The 18315-nt window shown below is 55.1% G+C and carries 16 protein-coding genes; 13 read left to right on the top strand and 3 right to left on the bottom strand.

Annotated features, from left to right (window positions below; genetic code table 11):
- Positions 1 to 9 precede the first annotated feature (9 nt).
- Positions 10 to 1413 (top strand): sialidase family protein, encoded by a 1404-nt coding sequence (locus J4772_RS36560; protein WP_209073647.1) that lies wholly within the window; start codon positions 10 to 12, stop codon positions 1411 to 1413.
- 83 nt (positions 1414 to 1496) lie between these two features.
- On the opposite strand, the gene J4772_RS36555 is transcribed toward J4772_RS36560, so the two are convergent.
- Complete coding sequence (locus J4772_RS36555) at positions 1497 to 2453, bottom strand: ABC transporter permease (RefSeq protein WP_209073646.1); 957 nt, start codon at positions 2451 to 2453, stop codon at positions 1497 to 1499.
- Positions 2446 to 3372 carry an ABC transporter ATP-binding protein gene (locus J4772_RS36550; protein ID WP_371822811.1) on the bottom strand — a complete coding sequence of 309 codons (927 nt, stop codon included), beginning with the start codon at positions 3370 to 3372 and terminating at the stop codon, positions 2446 to 2448. Before J4772_RS36550 ends, J4772_RS36555 begins: the two co-directional genes overlap by 8 nt.
- Positions 3373 to 3657: 285 nt before the next feature.
- On the opposite strand from J4772_RS36550, the gene J4772_RS36545 reads away from it, so the two are divergent.
- The 9 genes from J4772_RS36545 to J4772_RS36505 all read left to right on the top strand — a co-directional run bounded on the left by J4772_RS36545 (position 3658) and on the right by J4772_RS36505 (position 14045).
- On the top strand, positions 3658 to 4686 hold the full coding sequence (locus J4772_RS36545) for an LCP family protein (RefSeq protein WP_116060940.1): 1029 nt from the start codon (positions 3658 to 3660) through the stop codon (positions 4684 to 4686).
- A 108-nt stretch (positions 4687 to 4794) separates the two neighbouring features.
- The gene (locus J4772_RS36540; protein WP_116060939.1) at positions 4795 to 5232 is read left to right on the top strand and encodes a CBS domain-containing protein; all 438 of its coding nucleotides are present in this window, start codon (positions 4795 to 4797) and stop codon (positions 5230 to 5232) included.
- A 75-nt stretch (positions 5233 to 5307) separates the two neighbouring features.
- Positions 5308 to 7251: an amidohydrolase family protein gene (locus tag J4772_RS36535; RefSeq protein WP_247740955.1), complete on the top strand. Its 1944-nt coding sequence runs from the start codon at positions 5308 to 5310 to the stop codon at positions 7249 to 7251.
- 164 nt (positions 7252 to 7415) lie between these two features.
- Positions 7416 to 7718, top strand: coding sequence for a MazG-like family protein (locus J4772_RS36530; RefSeq protein WP_116060937.1), 303 nt, complete (start codon positions 7416 to 7418; stop codon positions 7716 to 7718).
- Between the two features lie 5 nt (positions 7719 to 7723).
- Positions 7724 to 8719, top strand: coding sequence for a DUF2232 domain-containing protein (locus J4772_RS36525; protein WP_116060936.1), 996 nt, complete (start codon positions 7724 to 7726; stop codon positions 8717 to 8719).
- Between the two features lie 69 nt (positions 8720 to 8788).
- Positions 8789 to 10753: a DHH family phosphoesterase gene (locus J4772_RS36520; protein WP_116060935.1), complete on the top strand. Its 1965-nt coding sequence runs from the start codon at positions 8789 to 8791 to the stop codon at positions 10751 to 10753.
- Entirely contained in the window at positions 10750 to 11193 is a 444-nt protein-coding gene (gene rplI, locus J4772_RS36515; protein WP_116060934.1) for a 50S ribosomal protein L9, read from the top strand. Before J4772_RS36520 ends, rplI begins: the two co-directional genes overlap by 4 nt.
- A gap of 4 nt (positions 11194 to 11197) precedes the next feature.
- A complete protein-coding gene (dnaB, locus tag J4772_RS36510; RefSeq protein ID WP_371822810.1) occupies positions 11198 to 12574 on the top strand; it encodes a replicative DNA helicase in 1377 nt (458 codons plus the stop codon).
- A gap of 181 nt (positions 12575 to 12755) precedes the next feature.
- Positions 12756 to 14045, top strand: coding sequence for an adenylosuccinate synthase (locus J4772_RS36505; RefSeq protein WP_116060933.1), 1290 nt, complete (start codon positions 12756 to 12758; stop codon positions 14043 to 14045).
- Positions 14046 to 14398: 353 nt separating this feature from the next.
- Here J4772_RS36505 and J4772_RS36500 read toward each other — a convergent pair whose 3' ends face one another.
- On the bottom strand, positions 14399 to 14962 hold the full coding sequence (locus tag J4772_RS36500; RefSeq protein ID WP_209073643.1) for a GbsR/MarR family transcriptional regulator: 564 nt from the start codon (positions 14960 to 14962) through the stop codon (positions 14399 to 14401).
- 273 nt (positions 14963 to 15235) lie between these two features.
- On the opposite strand from J4772_RS36500, the gene proV reads away from it, so the two are divergent.
- The 3 genes from proV to J4772_RS36485 are packed head-to-tail and all read left to right on the top strand — an operon-like array spanning position 15236 to position 18215.
- Positions 15236 to 16444 carry a glycine betaine/L-proline ABC transporter ATP-binding protein ProV gene (proV, locus tag J4772_RS36495; RefSeq protein WP_247740954.1) on the top strand — a complete coding sequence of 403 codons (1209 nt, stop codon included), beginning with the start codon at positions 15236 to 15238 and terminating at the stop codon, positions 16442 to 16444.
- A complete protein-coding gene (locus J4772_RS36490; protein ID WP_209073642.1) occupies positions 16444 to 17301 on the top strand; it encodes an ABC transporter permease in 858 nt (285 codons plus the stop codon). Before proV ends, J4772_RS36490 begins: the two co-directional genes overlap by 1 nt.
- Positions 17301 to 18215, top strand: a complete 915-nt coding sequence (locus tag J4772_RS36485) for a glycine betaine ABC transporter substrate-binding protein (protein ID WP_209073641.1) — start codon at positions 17301 to 17303, stop codon at positions 18213 to 18215. Before J4772_RS36490 ends, J4772_RS36485 begins: the two co-directional genes overlap by 1 nt.
- The last annotated feature ends 100 nt before the right edge of the window (positions 18216 to 18315 follow it).

Raw genomic sequence — 18315 nt, 5'->3', positions numbered from 1 at the left:
GGTTCTTCTATGAAAGGTTATTCCGGTTGGAGCTATCGGCCCTATCGGCCCTATGATCAATATGATAAACGTAACCTGCCGTATATTTGCCGGGTAGCGCCGGACGAGAAGACGATCGAGCTCGAATGGTTCGATGCGGGGGACAGCGGCACCCATCTGCTGCACTGGCGCAAATTCCGCACGAACGATCCTTTCGAAGTGAAAGAGCTGGATGGTTCAGTCTATATCATCGAGGCGCTGGAGTCGGAGTGCGACTACGAATTTTTTGTAGCCCGCGCAAGCGGGGCGGGCGCAAGCGAGGTCCGTCTGGCACGGACCGGCAAGCCGGTAGGAACGGTTGTCAACTATTTGCACCCGGAGGACGAAATCTACGCTTTCTCCGGGCGAAGCCTGTGCAGTCCGTCGCTCGTCAAGCTGCCGTCAGGCGCGCTGCTGGCTTCGATGGACGTCTTTGCGGGCAAGGCTCCGCAAAATCTGACGCTGATCTTTCGCTCCGACGACGGAGGCCAAAGCTGGCGGTATGTGACCGAACTGATGCCCTGCTTCTGGGGCAAGCTGTTCGTCCATCGCGGGGAGCTGTACATGCTTGCTAATTCAACCGAGTACGGCGATCTGCTGATCGGTCGTTCGGCCGATGAAGGACTGACCTGGAGCTCGCCCGTCACAATTATGACCGGTGCGGGGAGCTGGATGGGCAGAGGACCGCACAAGGCGCCGATGCAGGTAGTCGAGTTGGACAATCGGTTGTACACGGGGATCGATTACGGGTCGTGGTCGAGCGGAGGGCACAGCAACGCCCTGCTGTCGATTGACGCCGATGCCGATCTGATGGATGCGGGCAACTGGCAGTGTACAGGATTTCTCCCTTACGATCCGGCATGGGAGAATGCGGCTCCCGGAGCTGCCGTCGGCGGCGGGCTGGAGGGCAACGCCGTTGTAGGACCCGACGGGGACATCTACAACGTACTGCGCTACACAATGAAAGGCTACGGCAAAGCGCTCGTGCTGAAGGGCAACAAGGACCGGCCAGAAGAATCGCTTCAGTTTCATGGTTTCGCCGACTTCAACGGAGGCAGCAACTGCAAGTTCGAGCTGCTGTACGACGAGCCTTCCGGCCTCTACTGGGCGATCGCCAACGAAGTGGTGGACGAGCGGACGCCCCATCAGAGAAATGTGCTGTCGCTCTCGGTCTCCAAGGATTTGCAGAGCTTCCGCTTGGTCAAGCGTATGCTGGACTACCGTCATGAAAACCCGGACGATGTCGGTTTTCAATATGTCAGCATGCTGATTGACGGCGAAGATCTGCTTTACTTGTGCCGCACCGCGATCAACCAGGCGAAAAACATGCATGACGCCAATTATTCGACCTTCCATCGGATCGAACGGTTCAGGCAATACGCGGTCGAAGAGTAGAAAGCGCCCGATCCTTGGAGGATTCGAGCGGCAGGAATAAGCAAACCCGTCGGACATTAACGTGCCGACGGGTTTTGTCAGGTTTATGCCGCCACATCGCGCTTAGTGAACAGCGTCCACGCGACGATCTGGAAGACGACGTAATAGGCGGCGAGCATCGTGATCGAGAAGCCGAGCGTCATCTCCGGTCGAATCGGAGAATTGCCGGGCAAATACTGAGAGAGCTCGGTATTGGCGAACAGCAAGTATTTCGACCACTCATAACGGCTCAGCAGCATCGTCACGGTATTGCCGACGAGCATGAACAGCAGCGAGAAGGCGATCGCCATCGATGAGCTGCGGAATGCCGAGGAGATCATAAAGGCAAGCGTGACATACATCAGCAGCGAGACGACGGCGTAGCCGTATTTTTGCAGGGCGTTGACGATCATGGAGTTTTCGTGCACGAGACCGTCCGCGCCGACGGACAGATGCGGATGGGCCAGCCCGTCAAAGCCTTGCAGCGCGGCTCCGGCCGCGAACGCAACCACAAATGCAAGAATGAGCAGCAACAGGGCGAACATCATCGTAGAGATGTACTTGCCCAACATAATCTTCGAGCGCGACGCCGGGCCCACAAGGAGCAGCTTGATCGTTCCCCATGTAAACTCGGCGGCGATCATGTCAGCCGCAACGATGACAGTTAGAATTGTGATCAGTAGGATGAGGGAGGCCGAGCTGTTGACATAATCCCAGAGCGACAGCCCATAGGGATTCATGTCGTGGGCCAGATAATATTCATTGATCTTAATTTCGTTAGAGAGATACTCCTTGTAGTCGGAGTCCATCTCTTTATCTTCCGCCAGCTGTTTCTGGTAATGGACGTTCTGCTGAGTCAAACTCTGCTGCCAGTTGTCCGGGCTGCTGCGGCTATCGTCCCATTTCATCAATCCGCTCATCAGCCCTATCGCGAGCACAAGGAAGCCGATCATCAACCAGGTACGGGGACGGCGGTAAATTTTCATATTTTCGTTCCGTATCAAATTCCCCAGACTAGACAACCATCTCACCTCCGGTAATCTCTAAGAACTGATCCTCCAGCGAACGCTGAGCGGCATGAATGCCGTAGACGTCCAAGCCGGCTTTCACCAGCAGCCGCGCCACATCCGGGATGAGGCTGCGGTCGGCCGTAATCTCGATCCGATCTCCGATAAGTTCGACGCCTTGGTGATTAAACGCTCCGGACAGCAGCCGGTGGGCGGATTCGATGTCGCTTGATTCGATGACAATCTTGGTCTGAACCGAGTTCTTCGCCTCTTGCAGGGAGCGGACGTCAATCAGCTTGCCGCCTTGAATGATCGCCACCCGGTCGCACATCAGCTCCATCTCCGACAGCAGATGAGAGGAGACGATAACGGATAGTCCCTCCTCCTGGCTCAGCTTGCGCAAGTAATCGCGAAGCTCGCGAATGCCTGCCGGATCGAGACCGTTCGTCGGCTCGTCGAGAATGAGCACGGACGGCTTGTGCAGAATGGCTTGAGCCACTCCAAGACGTTGACGCATGCCCAAGGAATAACGCTTTACTTTCTCGTGGATGCGATTTTGCAGGCCGAGCAACTGAACGACTTCGTCGATCCGCTGCTTGGTGACGCCGGAGTGGCGCCGCGCGAAGTGCACGAGATTCTGGTAACCGGTCAGAAATTTGTACATTTCCGGATTTTCAACGATTGCTCCGATATGAGTCATGGCTTGCTCGAACTGCTTGCGAACGGACACGCCTTTAACGGTAATTTCGCCTTTCGTCATCGAGATCAGGCCGACAATCATACGGATTGTCGTCGTTTTGCCCGCGCCGTTCGGTCCGAGAAACCCGAACACTTCACCGGCGGGAATATCGAACGACAGATCGTTTACGATTGTCCGTCTGCCGATGGTTTTCGTTACGTTGCGAAGCTGCAGGACGGCTTCATTCATCCTCATTCAATCCTCCTCAAAGTATTGCGCATGAATTGAAGTATACCGGGCGAGACCGAGTCGAAAAATGGCCTCCGGATGAGTCCGAAGCCCGTACTTTAGTCGGGGGCGACACTCGCCGGAAAGAGAGGGGACTGCTGGCTCCCGTGGAAATGATTCAATCGATTTCATGAAAGTTTAAGGTTTCTATGTAACAATTCATATTCGAGCATCGTATATTAGGGGTCTAGCAGAACAAAGAGAGATATAGACCAAATAGACTCAAACAAGCAGGAGAAGGAGAGAGGTTGTATGAGCAAGTGGCGTCGTTGGCACAAGATTGTCGCCGTATCGGCCGCGCTGCTGATCGTCCTGGCGGGCGTCGGCTATGCGAACCGGGGAGCCTTATCGGCGATCGGGTATGATATTTTTTTGTCGGATAAAGTAGAATCGAGCTTTGCGAATTCGTATCAACCGTTAACCAATCGTCCGGTCGTCGAAAAACCGGTAGTCGAGGAGCCGTTCAGCATGCTGCTGATGGGCGTAGACGCGAGGGCGAAGGAACGCGGCCGCTCGGATACGCTGATCTATACGGTCGTGCGACCGGGAGACGGCAACGTTCTTATGGTTTCTATTCCGCGCGACACGTATGCCGATATTGTAGGCAGGGATTCAAAGGATAAAATCACGCATGCTTACGCATTCGGCGGAGCGGAAATGGCAGTGAACAGCGTCGAGAAGTTGCTGGATGCGAAGATCGACCACTACGCTTCCATTAATTTTCAAGGCTTCGTGAAGGTTGTCGATACGCTTGGCGGCATCCACCTGCCCATCGGCAAAGATATTGTTAATAAAGGCGCCGATCATGAGAAGTTTACGGTCAAGGCGAACAAGGACAACTATTCGGGAGTCGAGGCGTTGAACTATGTCCGCTATCGCGAGGACGCCGGCGGGGATATGGCTCGCACTTCGCGCAACCGCGTGTTCCTGGAGGAATTGATTAGCAAGGCTTCGTCGCTGCAGCAATGGAACAAAATCCCGGAGGTTCTGGACATTGTCGGCGACAACTTCCAGACCGATCTGCCGCCGTCTTCCATGAACGAGTTAGCCAAGAAGTTTCTGCAAGCCGGCCATGAGATCCAAAGCTACACGCTCAAAGGCGAAGGCAAACGAATGGGATCGCAGAACCTGTGGTATTTCGTCGGAGACGAGGACGATCTGGCCGCGGTGCGCGAGACGATCGCGTCGTGGCTCGATCCGAGTACGCCGGAAAGCGGACTGACCGTTCCGGATCAGGAGAATGCGGAATCCGCCTCCGCTTCTCCCGACCGTTCGCTGTAATCGGACAAAAAGCGTCAAGTGACATGGTGACGCATCGGCTTGCCGTGATATAATGATAATACCGTGCTTGGAATTCGCGGGTCTTTCGTTACTGCGAAGGAGGAAATTATGAATATCGCGTTTTTTTTACTGCCTAAGCAAGAGGTTGTGAGCGTCAGCGAAGAGGCGACATTGCGCCAAACGCTGGAGCGAATGGAACGTCATCGTTACACGGCCGTCCCCGTCATCAGCGAGAAGGGCGAGTATAAAGCGACGGTTACCGAAGGGGATTTGCTCTGGTATTTGAAGGCGAATCCGGATTTGAGCTTCGATCAGCTCCATCGCGTACCGCTCGGCGAAGTGCCGCTTAGATTGAACAATTTGCCTGTCCGCATCGACGCGAATATGGTGGATCTGATTTCTTTGGCGAAGACGCAGAACTTCGTCCCGGTCGTGGACGATATGAATCACTTTATCGGCATCGTGCGCCGCAGCGACATTATCGACTATACCGAGAAGCTGCTGACTGCCGCGACGCATGAAAAAAGTTTGATAAGGGAAGCCTAGGAAAATATTGGACAACGCGGAGGAACGATGACGAACAGTCGGCGCAAATCACGAAATCGCAGGATTTTTCCAATTATGATCGCAGTTTTGGCTCTTTTTATCGCAGGCGGCATCTGGGCCGCTTCCGCCCTGCTCAAGGACGGAAGCGACGCGGGGCCGTCTGTTTCCCCTTCCGCCACAAAAGGCGGAACCGCCTCAAGCTCTTCGACGGAGTCTGGCAACGGCTCTGCGAGTCCGTCCGCTTCTCAGCCGGCAGAAGAAGCTGCGGGAGAGATCGATACGCCGACCTCCTCCGAGCTGGAGCAGACCTACGATATCGTGATCGAGAACGGGCGCGTGATCAATCCCGAGACGAAGCTGGATCGTGAAGGTCTGAACGTAGCCGTGCAGGACGGCCGGATCATGCTCGTTACGGACCAGAAGCTGAAGGGCGAACGGGTCATCGATGCGACAGGACTTGTCGTCGCGCCGGGCTTTATCGACAATCTGTCCTACGATCCGAACCCGGTCGGGGTCTGGAACAAGATCGCCGACGGCGTAACGGCGAACATCGCCATGCACGGCGGAACCGCCAGCCCGGAGAAGTGGTATCCCTACTATGAGAGGGACAAGCCTCCCGTGCATTTCGGGGCGTCGTTCTTCTACACCCAAGCGCGCAATCAGTTCAAGCTGAGCCGTTACGATACGGCCAAGCCGGAGCAGACGCAGAAGCTTGTAGACCAAGCGGAGCGAGCGCTGAATAACGGCGTGCTCGGTATTTCGTTCAGCCTCGAGTACGTGCCGGGCGTTAACGACAAGGAAATCTTGCCGTTGATGAAGCTGGCGCATGAGTATAACGTTCCGGTTTATTTTCACGCCAGATATTCGGACATGGAAGAGCCGGGCACGAACATCGACGCGCTTAACGAACTGATCGGCTATGCCCGCGCCTCGGGGGCTGCTGTACATATCGATCATATCAACAGCACCGGCGGCACGTTCTCGATGCAGCAATCGCTGAAGATGGTGGAGGACGCGATCGCGGAGGGGCTGGATATTACCTCCTGCATCTATCCTTACGATTACTGGGGAACGTACTTGAATTCGGCACGGTTCGACGAGGGCTGGCAGGAACGCTTCCGCATTTCCTATGAGGATCTGCAGATCGCCGGCACGGAGGAGCGGCTGACGAAGGAGACGTTCCGCAAGTACCAGAAGGAAGGCAAGCTGGCGGTCGCTTACGCCATTCCGAAGCAGGACGTCATCGACTCGCTCAAGGCTCCGTATGTCATGATCGGCAGCGACGCGATTCTGGAGCCGGGCTTTAACAACCATCCGCGCGCGTCCGGCACGTTCGCCAGAACGGTCGGCCTTTACGTTCGCGAGCAGCAGGTCATCTCGCTGTCGGACGCGATCGCCAAGATGTCCCTTCTGCCCGCGCAGCGGCTGGAGAAGCAGGCGCCCGCCTTGAAGAAGAAAGGGCGAATTGCTAAGGGAATGGACGCCGACATCGTGGTGTTCGACTACGACAAGATCAGCGACCAATCGACGGTAGCCAAGCCGGAGATCGTATCCGCCGGCATCGAGTATGTGCTGGTTAACGGCCAGGTAGCGCTGGATCAGGATGGAATTAATAAGAAAATCCGCGTCGGCCAGCCGATCAAGAGCGAATTCGTACGGGTGAAGAGCGGCGGACCTGCCCTCGTCTGGGACGAGAGCAAGCTGACGCTGCTGGAATATCGCGACTCCAATTATGTGGATGTAGAGGCCTTGAAGGAACAGGGCTATTCCGTTCAGTGGGACAAGACCGGTCGTTCGGGTTCGGTCGCGTCGGGGACGGACTCGGGCAACGCGGATGTACCCGCGCCTGCCGTCGGAGAGCTGATTCTGGAGCGGGGTCATCAGCTCGCGTGGGAGGATGGCAGTCGCACCGAGTTGCTGTCCGTCGGAGAGCGGAATTATTTACCGCTGTCGGCTCTAGAGGCTCATGGCTGGCAATTGACGAAGGACGGACAAACGTACAAGCTTGCTAAGGCCTAAAGTTCCAAGCTATAGCGGAAATATCGAGAACCCGGTTGCGTTCGCCGCACCCGGGTTCTCTGTCTATTGCTTGCCGGAGGAAGCGGGAGTTATGATATAATGGAATTTGCAGCTTTCCGGACTTATGCACCCAGGTACAGTCGAAGAGCATAGGAGGAATAGCGATGGAACGAGATTTGGACGTAGCAACTCGAACACGCATGATCGAATGGCTGAAGACCGAAGTCGTAGACCAAATGTCCCGTTTGTTTAAGGGAATGTGGGATGGGAGCACGTCACGGGTCATAGATGGTCTGGCCGGGCTGATCGCCAGCTCTTACATTTTGGGCCGAAGACTCGGCATTCCTTATCGGGATCTGGATAACGCCATTGCGGACAAGCTTGCCCGATTGAGACAGGAAGGACACCAGCTGGAGGATCAATACAAGGATTTGTCCGAGCTGTCCGAACATATCCGCAAGAGGTGAATCGTTTGAAGATAAGCTGGAAGTCGCTGGCATGGAGTGCAGCGGCCGCAATGCTGTTGCTGACTTTGGCAACGCCTTTGGGTTTTTTTACCGTATTTCTCATCATGACGCCCTTCGTCGTTTTATATACGATGTTGGATTTGAAATCGTTCGTCCTACACCTTGTTCCGATTGGAGCCGCCGTTTTCTTATTGTCGGGGGAATTGGAACCGTGGGTAATTACGTTAGCGTTATTGCTCCTCGTTCCGGCAGCCGCAATGGGACATCTGTACAAGCGGGCAAGGTCGGCCAAAGCCGCGGTGACGGCAGCGTTTGTTCTTATTCTTGGTCAGCTGTTGCTTGAGCTCGTCCTGCTTACCGTGATGTTCGATATCGATATCAAGGCTCAATTGACTTCGATGATAACAACATATTTCCAACAACTCGAGCCGGCAGGTCTGATCGAGTCGGGCTGGGTCGCGGAGTCGGCAACCGAATTCAGCAACCTGATCCGATCGATGATAGCGGCGAACCTGGGGATGGGTCATCTGAGCGAGACGGGATGGGCCGCCGAGGTGGCAGCTGCGAGTAGCAGCCTGATCATGTCAGCCCTTCCTATGCTGCTGTTCTTCGTGACCTTCTTTCTAGCCGTAATTGCGCATGCATTATCGCGACTTGCGCTGCGCAGCGTGTCGTTCGACGCGCCGGCGCTGCCCCAAGCTAAGACATGGAAGCTTCCGAAGAGCCTCGTGCTGTACTTCGCCATCGCGATCATTGCGGTCAGTGCCATGTCGGAGGAATCAAGCGGCTATTGGTGGATCGCCTCCATAAACCTGATTCCGATTTTGGAATTTGCGTTCGTGGCCCAGACGATCGGTTTCGTCTTCTTCCTATCGGACCTCAAGAAATGGCCGAGGGCGATTTCTCTGTTGCTGTGTGTGCCAGTGCTGTTAATTCCTCACGCGTTTATCATCGGGCTGTTGGACACGGCGTTTCCTATAAGGAAATATTTCGAGAAATAGGTTCGTCGAATGGGCAGGCCCGCAAGGGCTTGTTCATCCGATAAACATTAGGACGGGAGCGGAGCGGATATGCCCAAGTTTCTCGTGCAGCGCTGGCATGGCATGCATATTGTCTGGGCGCTGGTGCTGATATTCATGATGACCGTCGTTCTCGCCTGGTATCAGTGGCTTCTTGGCTTACTGGGGCTAATGCTGGGCGGGATCGTCGCCGTATATGGAATCATGGCGGAGAAGGCTTTTCGGAAGGATCTGGACGACTACGTGCTTACGCTGTCCTATCGGATCAAGAGCGTAGGCAACGACGTGATCAGCCATCTTCCCATCGGCATCGTGATCTTTGACGAGGACAACGAAATACAATGGCATAACGGATTTATCTCAACGGTTGTCGGGAAATCGTCCATCGTCGGGGAGTCGCTGCACACGAGCTTTCCCGTGCTGCAGCCGGCGGGCAAGGATAAGGAGCCGGGGAATGAGATTACGATCAACGGGCGAGTATACGAGCTTCAGCTGAAAATGAGCGAACGGGTGCTGTACGTCGTGGACATCACCGATCGTTCAACGTTGAAGAAGCGGTACGAGGAAGAGAAGCTGGCGCTTGGCATCGTCATGATGGACAATCTCGAAGAGGTTGCCCAAGGCATGGATGAACAGCAGCGAGCGCTTATGCTATCCAAGGTAACCGGCGAGATCAACGAATGGGCGCTGAAATACGGCTTGCTGCTGCGCCGTCTGTCCTCGGATCGCTATATGGTCATTACAAAGCAGGGAACCTTGAAGGCGCTGGAGCAGTCCCGGTTTGAGCTTCTGGATGACGTGAGAGAGATCACGATCGAGCAGAAGCTGCCAATGACGCTGAGCATCGGTTTCGCATCCGGGTCGGACGACGTGAACGAGCTCGGACATCTCGTTCAGGGCAGCTTGGATATCGCTCTCGGAAGAGGCGGCGATCAGGCGGTCGTCAAGTTCGGACAGCGTCAGAGCTTCTACGGCGGCAAGAGCAATGCGGTGGAGAAACGGACCAGGGTCCGGGCTCGAGTCATCGCTCATGCGCTGCGAGATCTGATGAAGGAAAGCGACAACATCATCGTCATGGGCCACAAGCAGCCGGATATGGATGCGATCGGCGCGGCGATCGGGGTGCTCAAGGCAGCGCAGCTGTACGGCAGAGAAGCCTACATCGTGCTTGAGGGCGTCAATCCTTCGATTCAGCGAATGATGGACATGTTGAAGGAAGACGAGAAGCTGACGAAGAGGTTCGTCTCTCCGGAACAGGCCCTTAACCTGATCAGCAAACGCTCGCTTGCCGTCGTCGTGGATACTCATCGCGCGACGATGGTCGCGGAGCCCCGGCTGCTGCAGGCGACGGAGCGTATCGTCATCGTCGACCATCATCGGCGCAGCGAGGAGTTTATCGACGACGCCGTGCTTGTCTACATGGAGCCTTACGCCTCGTCTACGTGCGAGCTGGTTACCGAGCTGCTGCAGTATATCCACGAACGCGTCGTACTCGACATGCGGGAGGCGACGGCTCTGCTGGCGGGCATCACGGTCGACACGAAGAGCTTCGCTTTCCGCACCGGCTCGCGCACGTTCGAGGCCGCTTCCTTCCTCCGTCGCAACGGCGCCGATTCGGCGCTCATTCAGCGGATGCTGAAGGAGGACCTGGACGAATACATTCGCAAAGCGGAGCTGATTCGCCACGCGGAGACGTTCCGCAACTGCATCGCGATCGCGGCGGCCGATTCCGGCAAGCAAGTGCCGCAGCTGTTAATCGCGCAAGCGGCGGATACGCTGCTCAACATGACGGGGATCAAGGCTTCCTTCGTCATCGGGACGAGGCCGGACGGGCTCGTCGGCATCAGCGCCCGGTCTTTGGGACAGATCAACGTTCAAATCGTTATGGAGCGACTGGGCGGCGGCGGCCATTTCACCAATGCCGCCGCGCAGATGCAGGGCACGATTTCGGAAGTCGCCGGCAAGCTTAAGCAAGTGTTAGAAGAACTTGAAAAGGAAGAGGGGTTATTCGAATGAAGGTTATTTTCTTACAGGACGTGAAGGGTCAAGGAAAGAAAGGCGAGATCAAAGAGGTGTCGGAAGGCTATGCGCGCAACTTCCTGCTGCCGAAGGGCGTCGTTCAGATCGCAACCGAAGGCGCCAAGAAGACGTTGAACCAGCAAGTAGCATCGGCGCAGAAGAAGAAGGACAACGAGAAGAAGGAAGCTCAGGAGCTGGCTGCGCGCTTAAGCGAGTTGACTCTTGTGATTAAGGCGAAGGCGGGAGAGGGCGGTCGTTTGTTCGGCGCCATCACGAGCAAGCAAATCTCGGAAGCGCTGGAGCAGCAGAAGATTTCCGTCGACAAACGAAAAATCGAACTTGAAGAGCCGATTCGGGCGCTTGGCGTAACGAAAGTCACTGTGAAACTGTATCCGGACGTAAAGGGCACATTAAGCGTACAAGTTGTGGAGGAATGATTCGATGAACGGAAACATGGAGGAGCAAATGCTGTACGATCGCGTGCCGCCGCAGAACCTGGAAGCGGAACAGGCCGTGCTCGGCGCAATTTTGTTGGAAACCGAAGCTCTGGTCGCCTCCATGGAACGCCTGAAGTCGGAGGATTTCTACAGTGTCGCTCATCAGCGCATCTTCGATGTCATGGTGTCTCTGAACGACGACAATGAACCGATTGACCTCATCACGTTAGCTTCCCGGCTTCAAGATCTTGGACAGATGGAAGAGGTCGGGGGAATTATTTATTTGACCAAGCTCGCCAACGCGGTTCCCACGGCGGCGAATGTGGAATACTATGCAACGATCGTCGAGGAGAAATCGCTTCTTAGGCGTCTGATTCGCACGGCGACGCAGATCGTCTCTAACGGCTACGCGACGGAAGACGACGTAAGCGTGCTGCTGAACGATGCCGAGGCGCGGATTATGGAGCTTTCGAACCGGCGCTCTTCCACCGGATTCATCAGTATTCGCGACGTGCTAATGGAAGTATTCGAGCGAGTCGAGTTTCTGTTTAACAACCGGGGGGGCGTAACCGGCATTCCATCTGGCTTCGTCGATCTTGATCGGATGACCGCCGGATTTCAACCGAACGACTTGATTATCGTCGCTGCCCGTCCGTCCGTAGGGAAAACGGCCTTCGCGCTGAACGTTGCGCAGAACGTCGCCGTTCGAGCCTCGGAGACGGTGGCGATCTTCAGTCTCGAGATGTCCGCCGCCCAGCTGGTGCAGCGGATTATCTGCGCCGAATCCAACGTCGACGCTCAACGAATGAGAACGGGCCACCTGGAAGGCGACGACTGGGAGAAGCTGTCGATGGCCATCGGCGCCTTATCGGAGGCGCAGATCTATATCGACGATACGCCGGGCATTACCGTATCCGACATTCGGGCCAAGTGCCGGCGTCTGAAGAAAGAGAAAGGCCTCGGCATGATTCTGATCGACTACTTGCAGCTCATTCAGGGCCGCGGCAAAGCCGGAGAGAACCGTCAGCAGGAAGTCTCGGAGATTTCCCGTACGCTCAAGCAGATCGCCCGCGAGCTGGAAGTTCCGGTCATTGCGCTGTCTCAGCTCTCCCGGGGCGTTGAGCAGCGACAGGACAAACGTCCGATGATGTCCGACCTTCGGGAATCGGGTTCGATCGAGCAAGATGCCGATATCGTCGCGTTCCTGTATCGAGACGATTATTACGACAAGGAATCCGAGAAGAAAAACATTATCGAGATCATTATCGCCAAACAGCGGAACGGTCCGGTCGGAACGGTCGAGCTGGTATTCCTGAAGAACTTCAATAAGTTCGTCAGCTTGGACCGATCTCATGCAGAAGCCTATGCCGGAAGCGCATAAATGAATTTATTAAGAGCGAATTCCGAACATTAATATGGACGTGTGCGGCATTGTTCGTTTTTGCGTTGACTTCCCCCGGCGCAGTTGATAAACTATTCATGCTGCCTGATCGCGCTCAGCGATTGTCGGGCGGCATTATCATGCCGATGCGCAAGCAACGCATTCGGATGGAGGGATTGCATTGTCAACAGTCGTTGTCGTTGGTACGCAATGGGGAGACGAGGGTAAAGGAAAGATTACCGACTATTTGGCCGAGAAGGCCGACGTCGTCGCCCGTTATCAAGGCGGAAATAACGCCGGGCATACTATCCTTATAGATAACAAGAAGTACAAGTTAACAATGGTTCCATCCGGCATATTCAATCAGAACAAGCTCTGCGTGATCGGAAACGGAATGGTTATCAATCCGGGAGCTCTCATTGAAGAAATTCAATACATCCAAGACAACGGATTTTCCACCGATAATTTGAAGATTAGCGACCGCGCTCACGTCATAATGCCCTACCACCTGGTGCTCGACGCCCTGGAGGAGGACCGCAAAGCGGCCAACAAAATCGGCACGACGCGCAAAGGCATCGGTCCTTGCTATATGGATAAAGCAGCTCGCAACGGCATTCGCATCGCGGATCTGATGGTGCCGGAAGCTTTCGCAGAGAAGGCTCGCGCTATTATTGCGGATAAGAATCAAGTCATTACCCAAATGTACAGCGGAGAAGCTCTTGATGCGGACAGTATCGTCAACGAGTACTTAGAGTTGGCCGAGAAGCTTCGCCCGTACGTCACCGACACATCGGTCGTCTTAAACGATGCGATCGACGCCGGTAAGAAGGTACTATTCGAGGGCGCTCAGGGCGTCATGCTCGACATCGACCAAGGAACGTATCCGTACGTGACCAGCTCGAATCCTTCCGCTGGCGGCGTGTGCATCGGCTCCGGCGTCGGACCTTCCAAGATCAGGGAAGTCATCGGCGTAGCCAAAGCGTACACGACGCGTGTCGGAGACGGTCCGTTCCCAACAGAGCTGGATAACGAGATCGGCCAATGGATTCGCGACAAAGGACATGAATACGGCACTGTAACGGGACGTCCGCGCCGCGTCGGCTGGTTCGACTCGGTTGTCGTCCGTCACGCTCGTCGCGTCAGCGGCATCACCGGACTCAGCCTGAACTCGCTGGACGTTCTGACCGGGCTGGATACCGTCAAAATCTGCACGGCTTACAAGTTCCGTGGAGAGCTGATGGAGCACTACCCGGCCAACCTCAAGCTGCTGGAAGAGTGTGAGGCGGTATACGAGGAGCTTCCGGGCTGGCACGAGGACATCTCCGGAGCGAAGCAGATCAGCGATCTGCCGGAGACGACTCAGCGCTTCATCGAGCGCATTACCGAGCTGACCGGCATTCCTATCGCCATCTTCTCGGTTGGCCGCAACCGCGAGCAGACGAACCAGGTGGCCAAGATTTACGGCGAGTAAATTGTTAGGGGAGAACCTCAGGTCCTATTAAGGATCTGGGGTTTTTTCTCTTGGATGACCATGCGCTAAAGCGGAAAATCCACCTTATTTTCACGAAGCCAGCAATTTTGAGGAAAAAAGAGCGGATTCTCCGGTTTAAATTCGGGAAAATCGATTTTTTCTACCGTATAAAGCGGAAAACCCACCTTAATTATCCCGAATCTGCCCGGCAGCCGAAATTAAAGCCGCAGATCCGCTTTAATGGCAAAACAGATCAAACTGGGCATTTAACGTGAAAAGAGGAGGCTCCCCCATGATTAAAGGGAATCTCCTCCTCTCGTATACGGCGGCTGCTCTTACCGCAATAAGCCTGATCAACTCTCCTCTTCCCGCGGAACCAAGTCGAAAATCTCTCCAGATTCCAGCACATCGATAAAACGATCCAACCACCGATAATACCGCAGGGCATGCGCCATTTTCGCCATATCGTATTCAATCAGCTGTCCCAGCTTCTCATTGTCCAGATTTTGCTCGCGCAGCTTGCGCAGCTCCGTCATCGATTTGTTCAAAGCCGACATGTTCATCTCCATCGACTTGCGCCACTTGATCGAGAAGTAATCGACAAAATTCTGATGCCAATCCTCTTCGACCTCATATAGATCTTTCCTCGAGCCTTTGCCCCAAATCTTGCTGATCATCTTCAGATCGACAAGGGTGCGCATTCCCGTGCTTATGCTTGTCTTGCTGAGACCCATCTCTTCGCCCATCTCATCCAGCGTAACGGCGCCCTCGTGAAAATACATCATGCCGTACAAATGGCCGATCGACGTAGTCACCCCATATAAGTCCATATTGTTGCCGATCGAATCCACGACGCGTCGGCGCGATTTCTCTATCATCTTAATCTGCTCTTCCGATAGTCCTTCGAAAGTCGCCATGCCTTACACTCCTATCCCCCGACTCTCCGCGAGCGGTCGATGATGCCTGACTTCTATTGTAGAAAAGAGTCGATCGTAAGTAAAGAATGCGATCCGGGAGGATGTTTAAGGAAATGGGAGCATACAGTAAATAAAGTGTGTAAAGTTAAAACTGTACGTACTATATGGAGGCATATCCGTTTTGACCCCTCCAAGACCGGACGTCTACACTTGTATAAGCGGCTGTATGAGAAAGATGAGAATAATAAGCGTAAGCGGAAAGGGGGACATGCGGTGAATTCGATTATAGAAGTTCAAGCCTTGACCAAAGTGTTCGGAAGCGACCCGAAACGGGCGATTCGGCTGTTGGATCAAGGGTGGACCAAAGAGAGAATCGCCAAAGAGACCAAGCTCACGGTCGGAGTGAACCGAGTGAGCTTCACGATTGAACGCGGCGAAATCTTCGTCATTATGGGACTGTCCGGAAGCGGAAAATCGACGTTGGTGCGCTTGCTTAACCGTCTGATCGAACCGACCTCGGGAAAAGTGCTCATCAACGGGACGGACATCGTGCAGTTGAACGCGGAGCAGCTTCGCCAGGTGCGGCGCAAGACGATCGGAATGGTGTTCCAGAAGTTTGCCTTGTTTCCTCATCGCACGGTTCAGGAGAACGTGGAATATGGATTGGAGATTCAGGGCGTACCTAAAGAGCAGCGACGGCAAAAGGCGCAGGAGACGTTAAAGCTCGTCGGCCTGGCAGGCTGGGAGCAGAAGCGTCCGGATGAGCTGAGCGGAGGTATGCAGCAGCGCGTGGGTCTGGCTAGAGGGTTGGCGAACGATCCGGAGGTTCTGCTCATGGATGAAGCGTTCAGCGCGCTGGATCCTCTCATTCGCAAAGAAATGCAGGATGAGCTGGTGGAACTGCAAGCATCGATGAAAAAGACGATTATTTTCATCACGCACGATCTGGACGAGGCGCTGCGCATCGGAGACCGGATCGCGCTCATGAAGGACGGAGCGGTCGTACAGGTCGGTACGCCGGAGCAGATTTTGACCGATCCGGCCAATGAATACGTGGAGCGCTTCGTCGAAGATGTCGACTTATCCAAGGTGCTGACGGCTTCCAACGTCATGGTGCGCGCCGAGACGATCGCTCCTGATCGCGGCCCCAGGGTGGCGCTGCAGCTTATGCGCGACCGAGGAATCTCGAACCTGTACATGGTCGACAAGGGCCGCCGACTGATCGGAGCCGTAACGGCCGAGGCTTCGGCCGAAGCGGTGAAGACAGGCAGGGGCTTGGAGGATATTCTCGTACGCGAAGTAACGACAGTCGGACCGGACGTTCATCTCAGCGAATTGTTCGATACCGTCAGCGTAGCGAAAATCCCGGTTGCCGTCGTCGACGACACAGGGAGACTGCTCGGCATTATTATTCGAGGAGCGGTTCTAGCCGCACTGAGCGGCAACGGGGATCGGACGGGAGCGGGTGATTCGACGTGCTGATGAAGCTTTTATTGGCGCTTGATCTGCCGAAAATCCCGATCGGCAAGTGGGTAGAGGCGATCGAGTCCTGGCTGAAAGAACACGCCGGCCCGGTGTTCAAGGGCATCAAAGTGTTTATCGAATCGACCGTTAACGGATTGGCTGACGGATTTAACGCGGTTCCTCCGCTACTGTTGATTGTATTGTTTACGGCGCTGGCGTTTTGGATCGGTCGAACGAAGATTGCGTTGTTTACGCTGATCGGCCTCTATCTCGTCTACAATCTGGGATACTGGGCAAACACGATGGAGACGCTGGCGCTCGTCTTGACCGCATCGGCCATCTCCGTCGTGATCGGCATTCCTCTGGGCATTGCTTGCGCCAGAAGCAATCGGGTGCAGAAGATCGTCACGCCGGTGCTCGACTTCATGCAGACGATGCCGGCCTTTGTCTATCTGCTGCCTGCCGTCGCCTTTTTCTCCCTTGGCGTCGTACCGGGCGTGATTGCTTCCGTTATTTTCGGCATTCCGCCGACGATTCGCCTGACGAATCTAGGTATCCGCCAAGTTCCCGCCGACCTGGTCGAAGCTGCCGATGCCTTCGGCTCCACGCCGATGCAGAAGCTGATCAAGCTTCAACTGCCGATCGCCGCGCCAACGATTATGGCGGGAATCAACCAGACGATTATGCTGTCGTTATCGATGGTCGTCATCGCTTCGATGATCGGAGCGCAGGGCGTAGGGGCGGACGTGTACCGCGCCACAACCCAGGCCAAGACGGGAGTCGGCTTCGAAGCGGGCTTGGCCGTAGTCGTGCTTGCGATCATTCTTGATCGGATCACGCAAAATTTAGTTAAGAATAAAAGAAAAGGATCGTGATGAATTTGAAGAAAAGCGTAAATCTGTTGTTGGCAGCCGTACTGGTCTTCGCGCTTGTGCTTGCGGGATGCTCCAAGGAGAACAAGGAGAGCGGAGCTTCAAGCGGAGCGTCGGGTTCCCCGGCGAAAAATAAAGAGATTACGCTCGCCTATGTGGCATGGGATTCCGAAATTGCCAGCACGAACGTCGTGAAGGAAGTGCTGCAGAGCAAGCTGGGCTACAAGGTGAACATGCTGCAGGTCGATGCGGGTCCGATGTATCTGGGCATCGCGGACGGCAGCGCCGACGCAATGGTGGCGGCCTGGCTGCCGAGTACGCACGGGGAGAACTACTACGAGCCGAACAAAGACAAGTTCGAGGACCTCGGCGTTAACCTCGACGGCACCAAGGTCGGGCTGACCGTTCCTTCCTATATGGACATCTCCTCGATCGAGGATTTGAACGGCGACATCGCTAAATCGCTGAACTATACGATTACCGGCATCGAGCCGGGAGCAGGCATCATGACGGCGACGAGCAAGGCAATCGAGGAATACGAGCTGAAGGACTGGAAGCTGCTTGAGAGCTCGTCGGCCGCGATGGCGAAGGTGCTTCAGGAAGCGTACGCCAAGCAGGAGCCGATCGTCGTCACGGGATGGACGCCGCACTGGATGTTCGCGGAGATGGACCTGAAATATTTGGACGATCCGAAGAACGTGTACGGCGGAGACGAGCAGATTCATACGCTTGTACGGTTGGGCCTGAAGGATGACCAACCCGATGCTTACAAGTTCCTGGATCAGTTCGAGTGGACGCCGGCCGATATGGAAGCGGTCATGGTCGATATCTTTAACGGCACGAGCGAAGAAGATGCGGCCAAAAAATGGATCGAAGCTAACGCGGACAAAGTGAACAAGTGGATTGACGGGATCTAACCATATCGCGAGAAGAGGAACGGTTGGGAAGCGAATGCTTTCCGATCGTTCCTCTTTGCTGTGTACGGCAATGTGGATGCAAGTCTTGAGACCAACCTGG

The organism is Cohnella sp. LGH (genome assembly GCF_017671885.1).
GTDB lineage: Bacteria > Bacillota > Bacilli > Paenibacillales > Paenibacillaceae > Cohnella > Cohnella phaseoli.
Note: the sequence above shows the minus strand (reverse complement) of the source record. Positions and strands in the feature narration are given on the sequence as shown.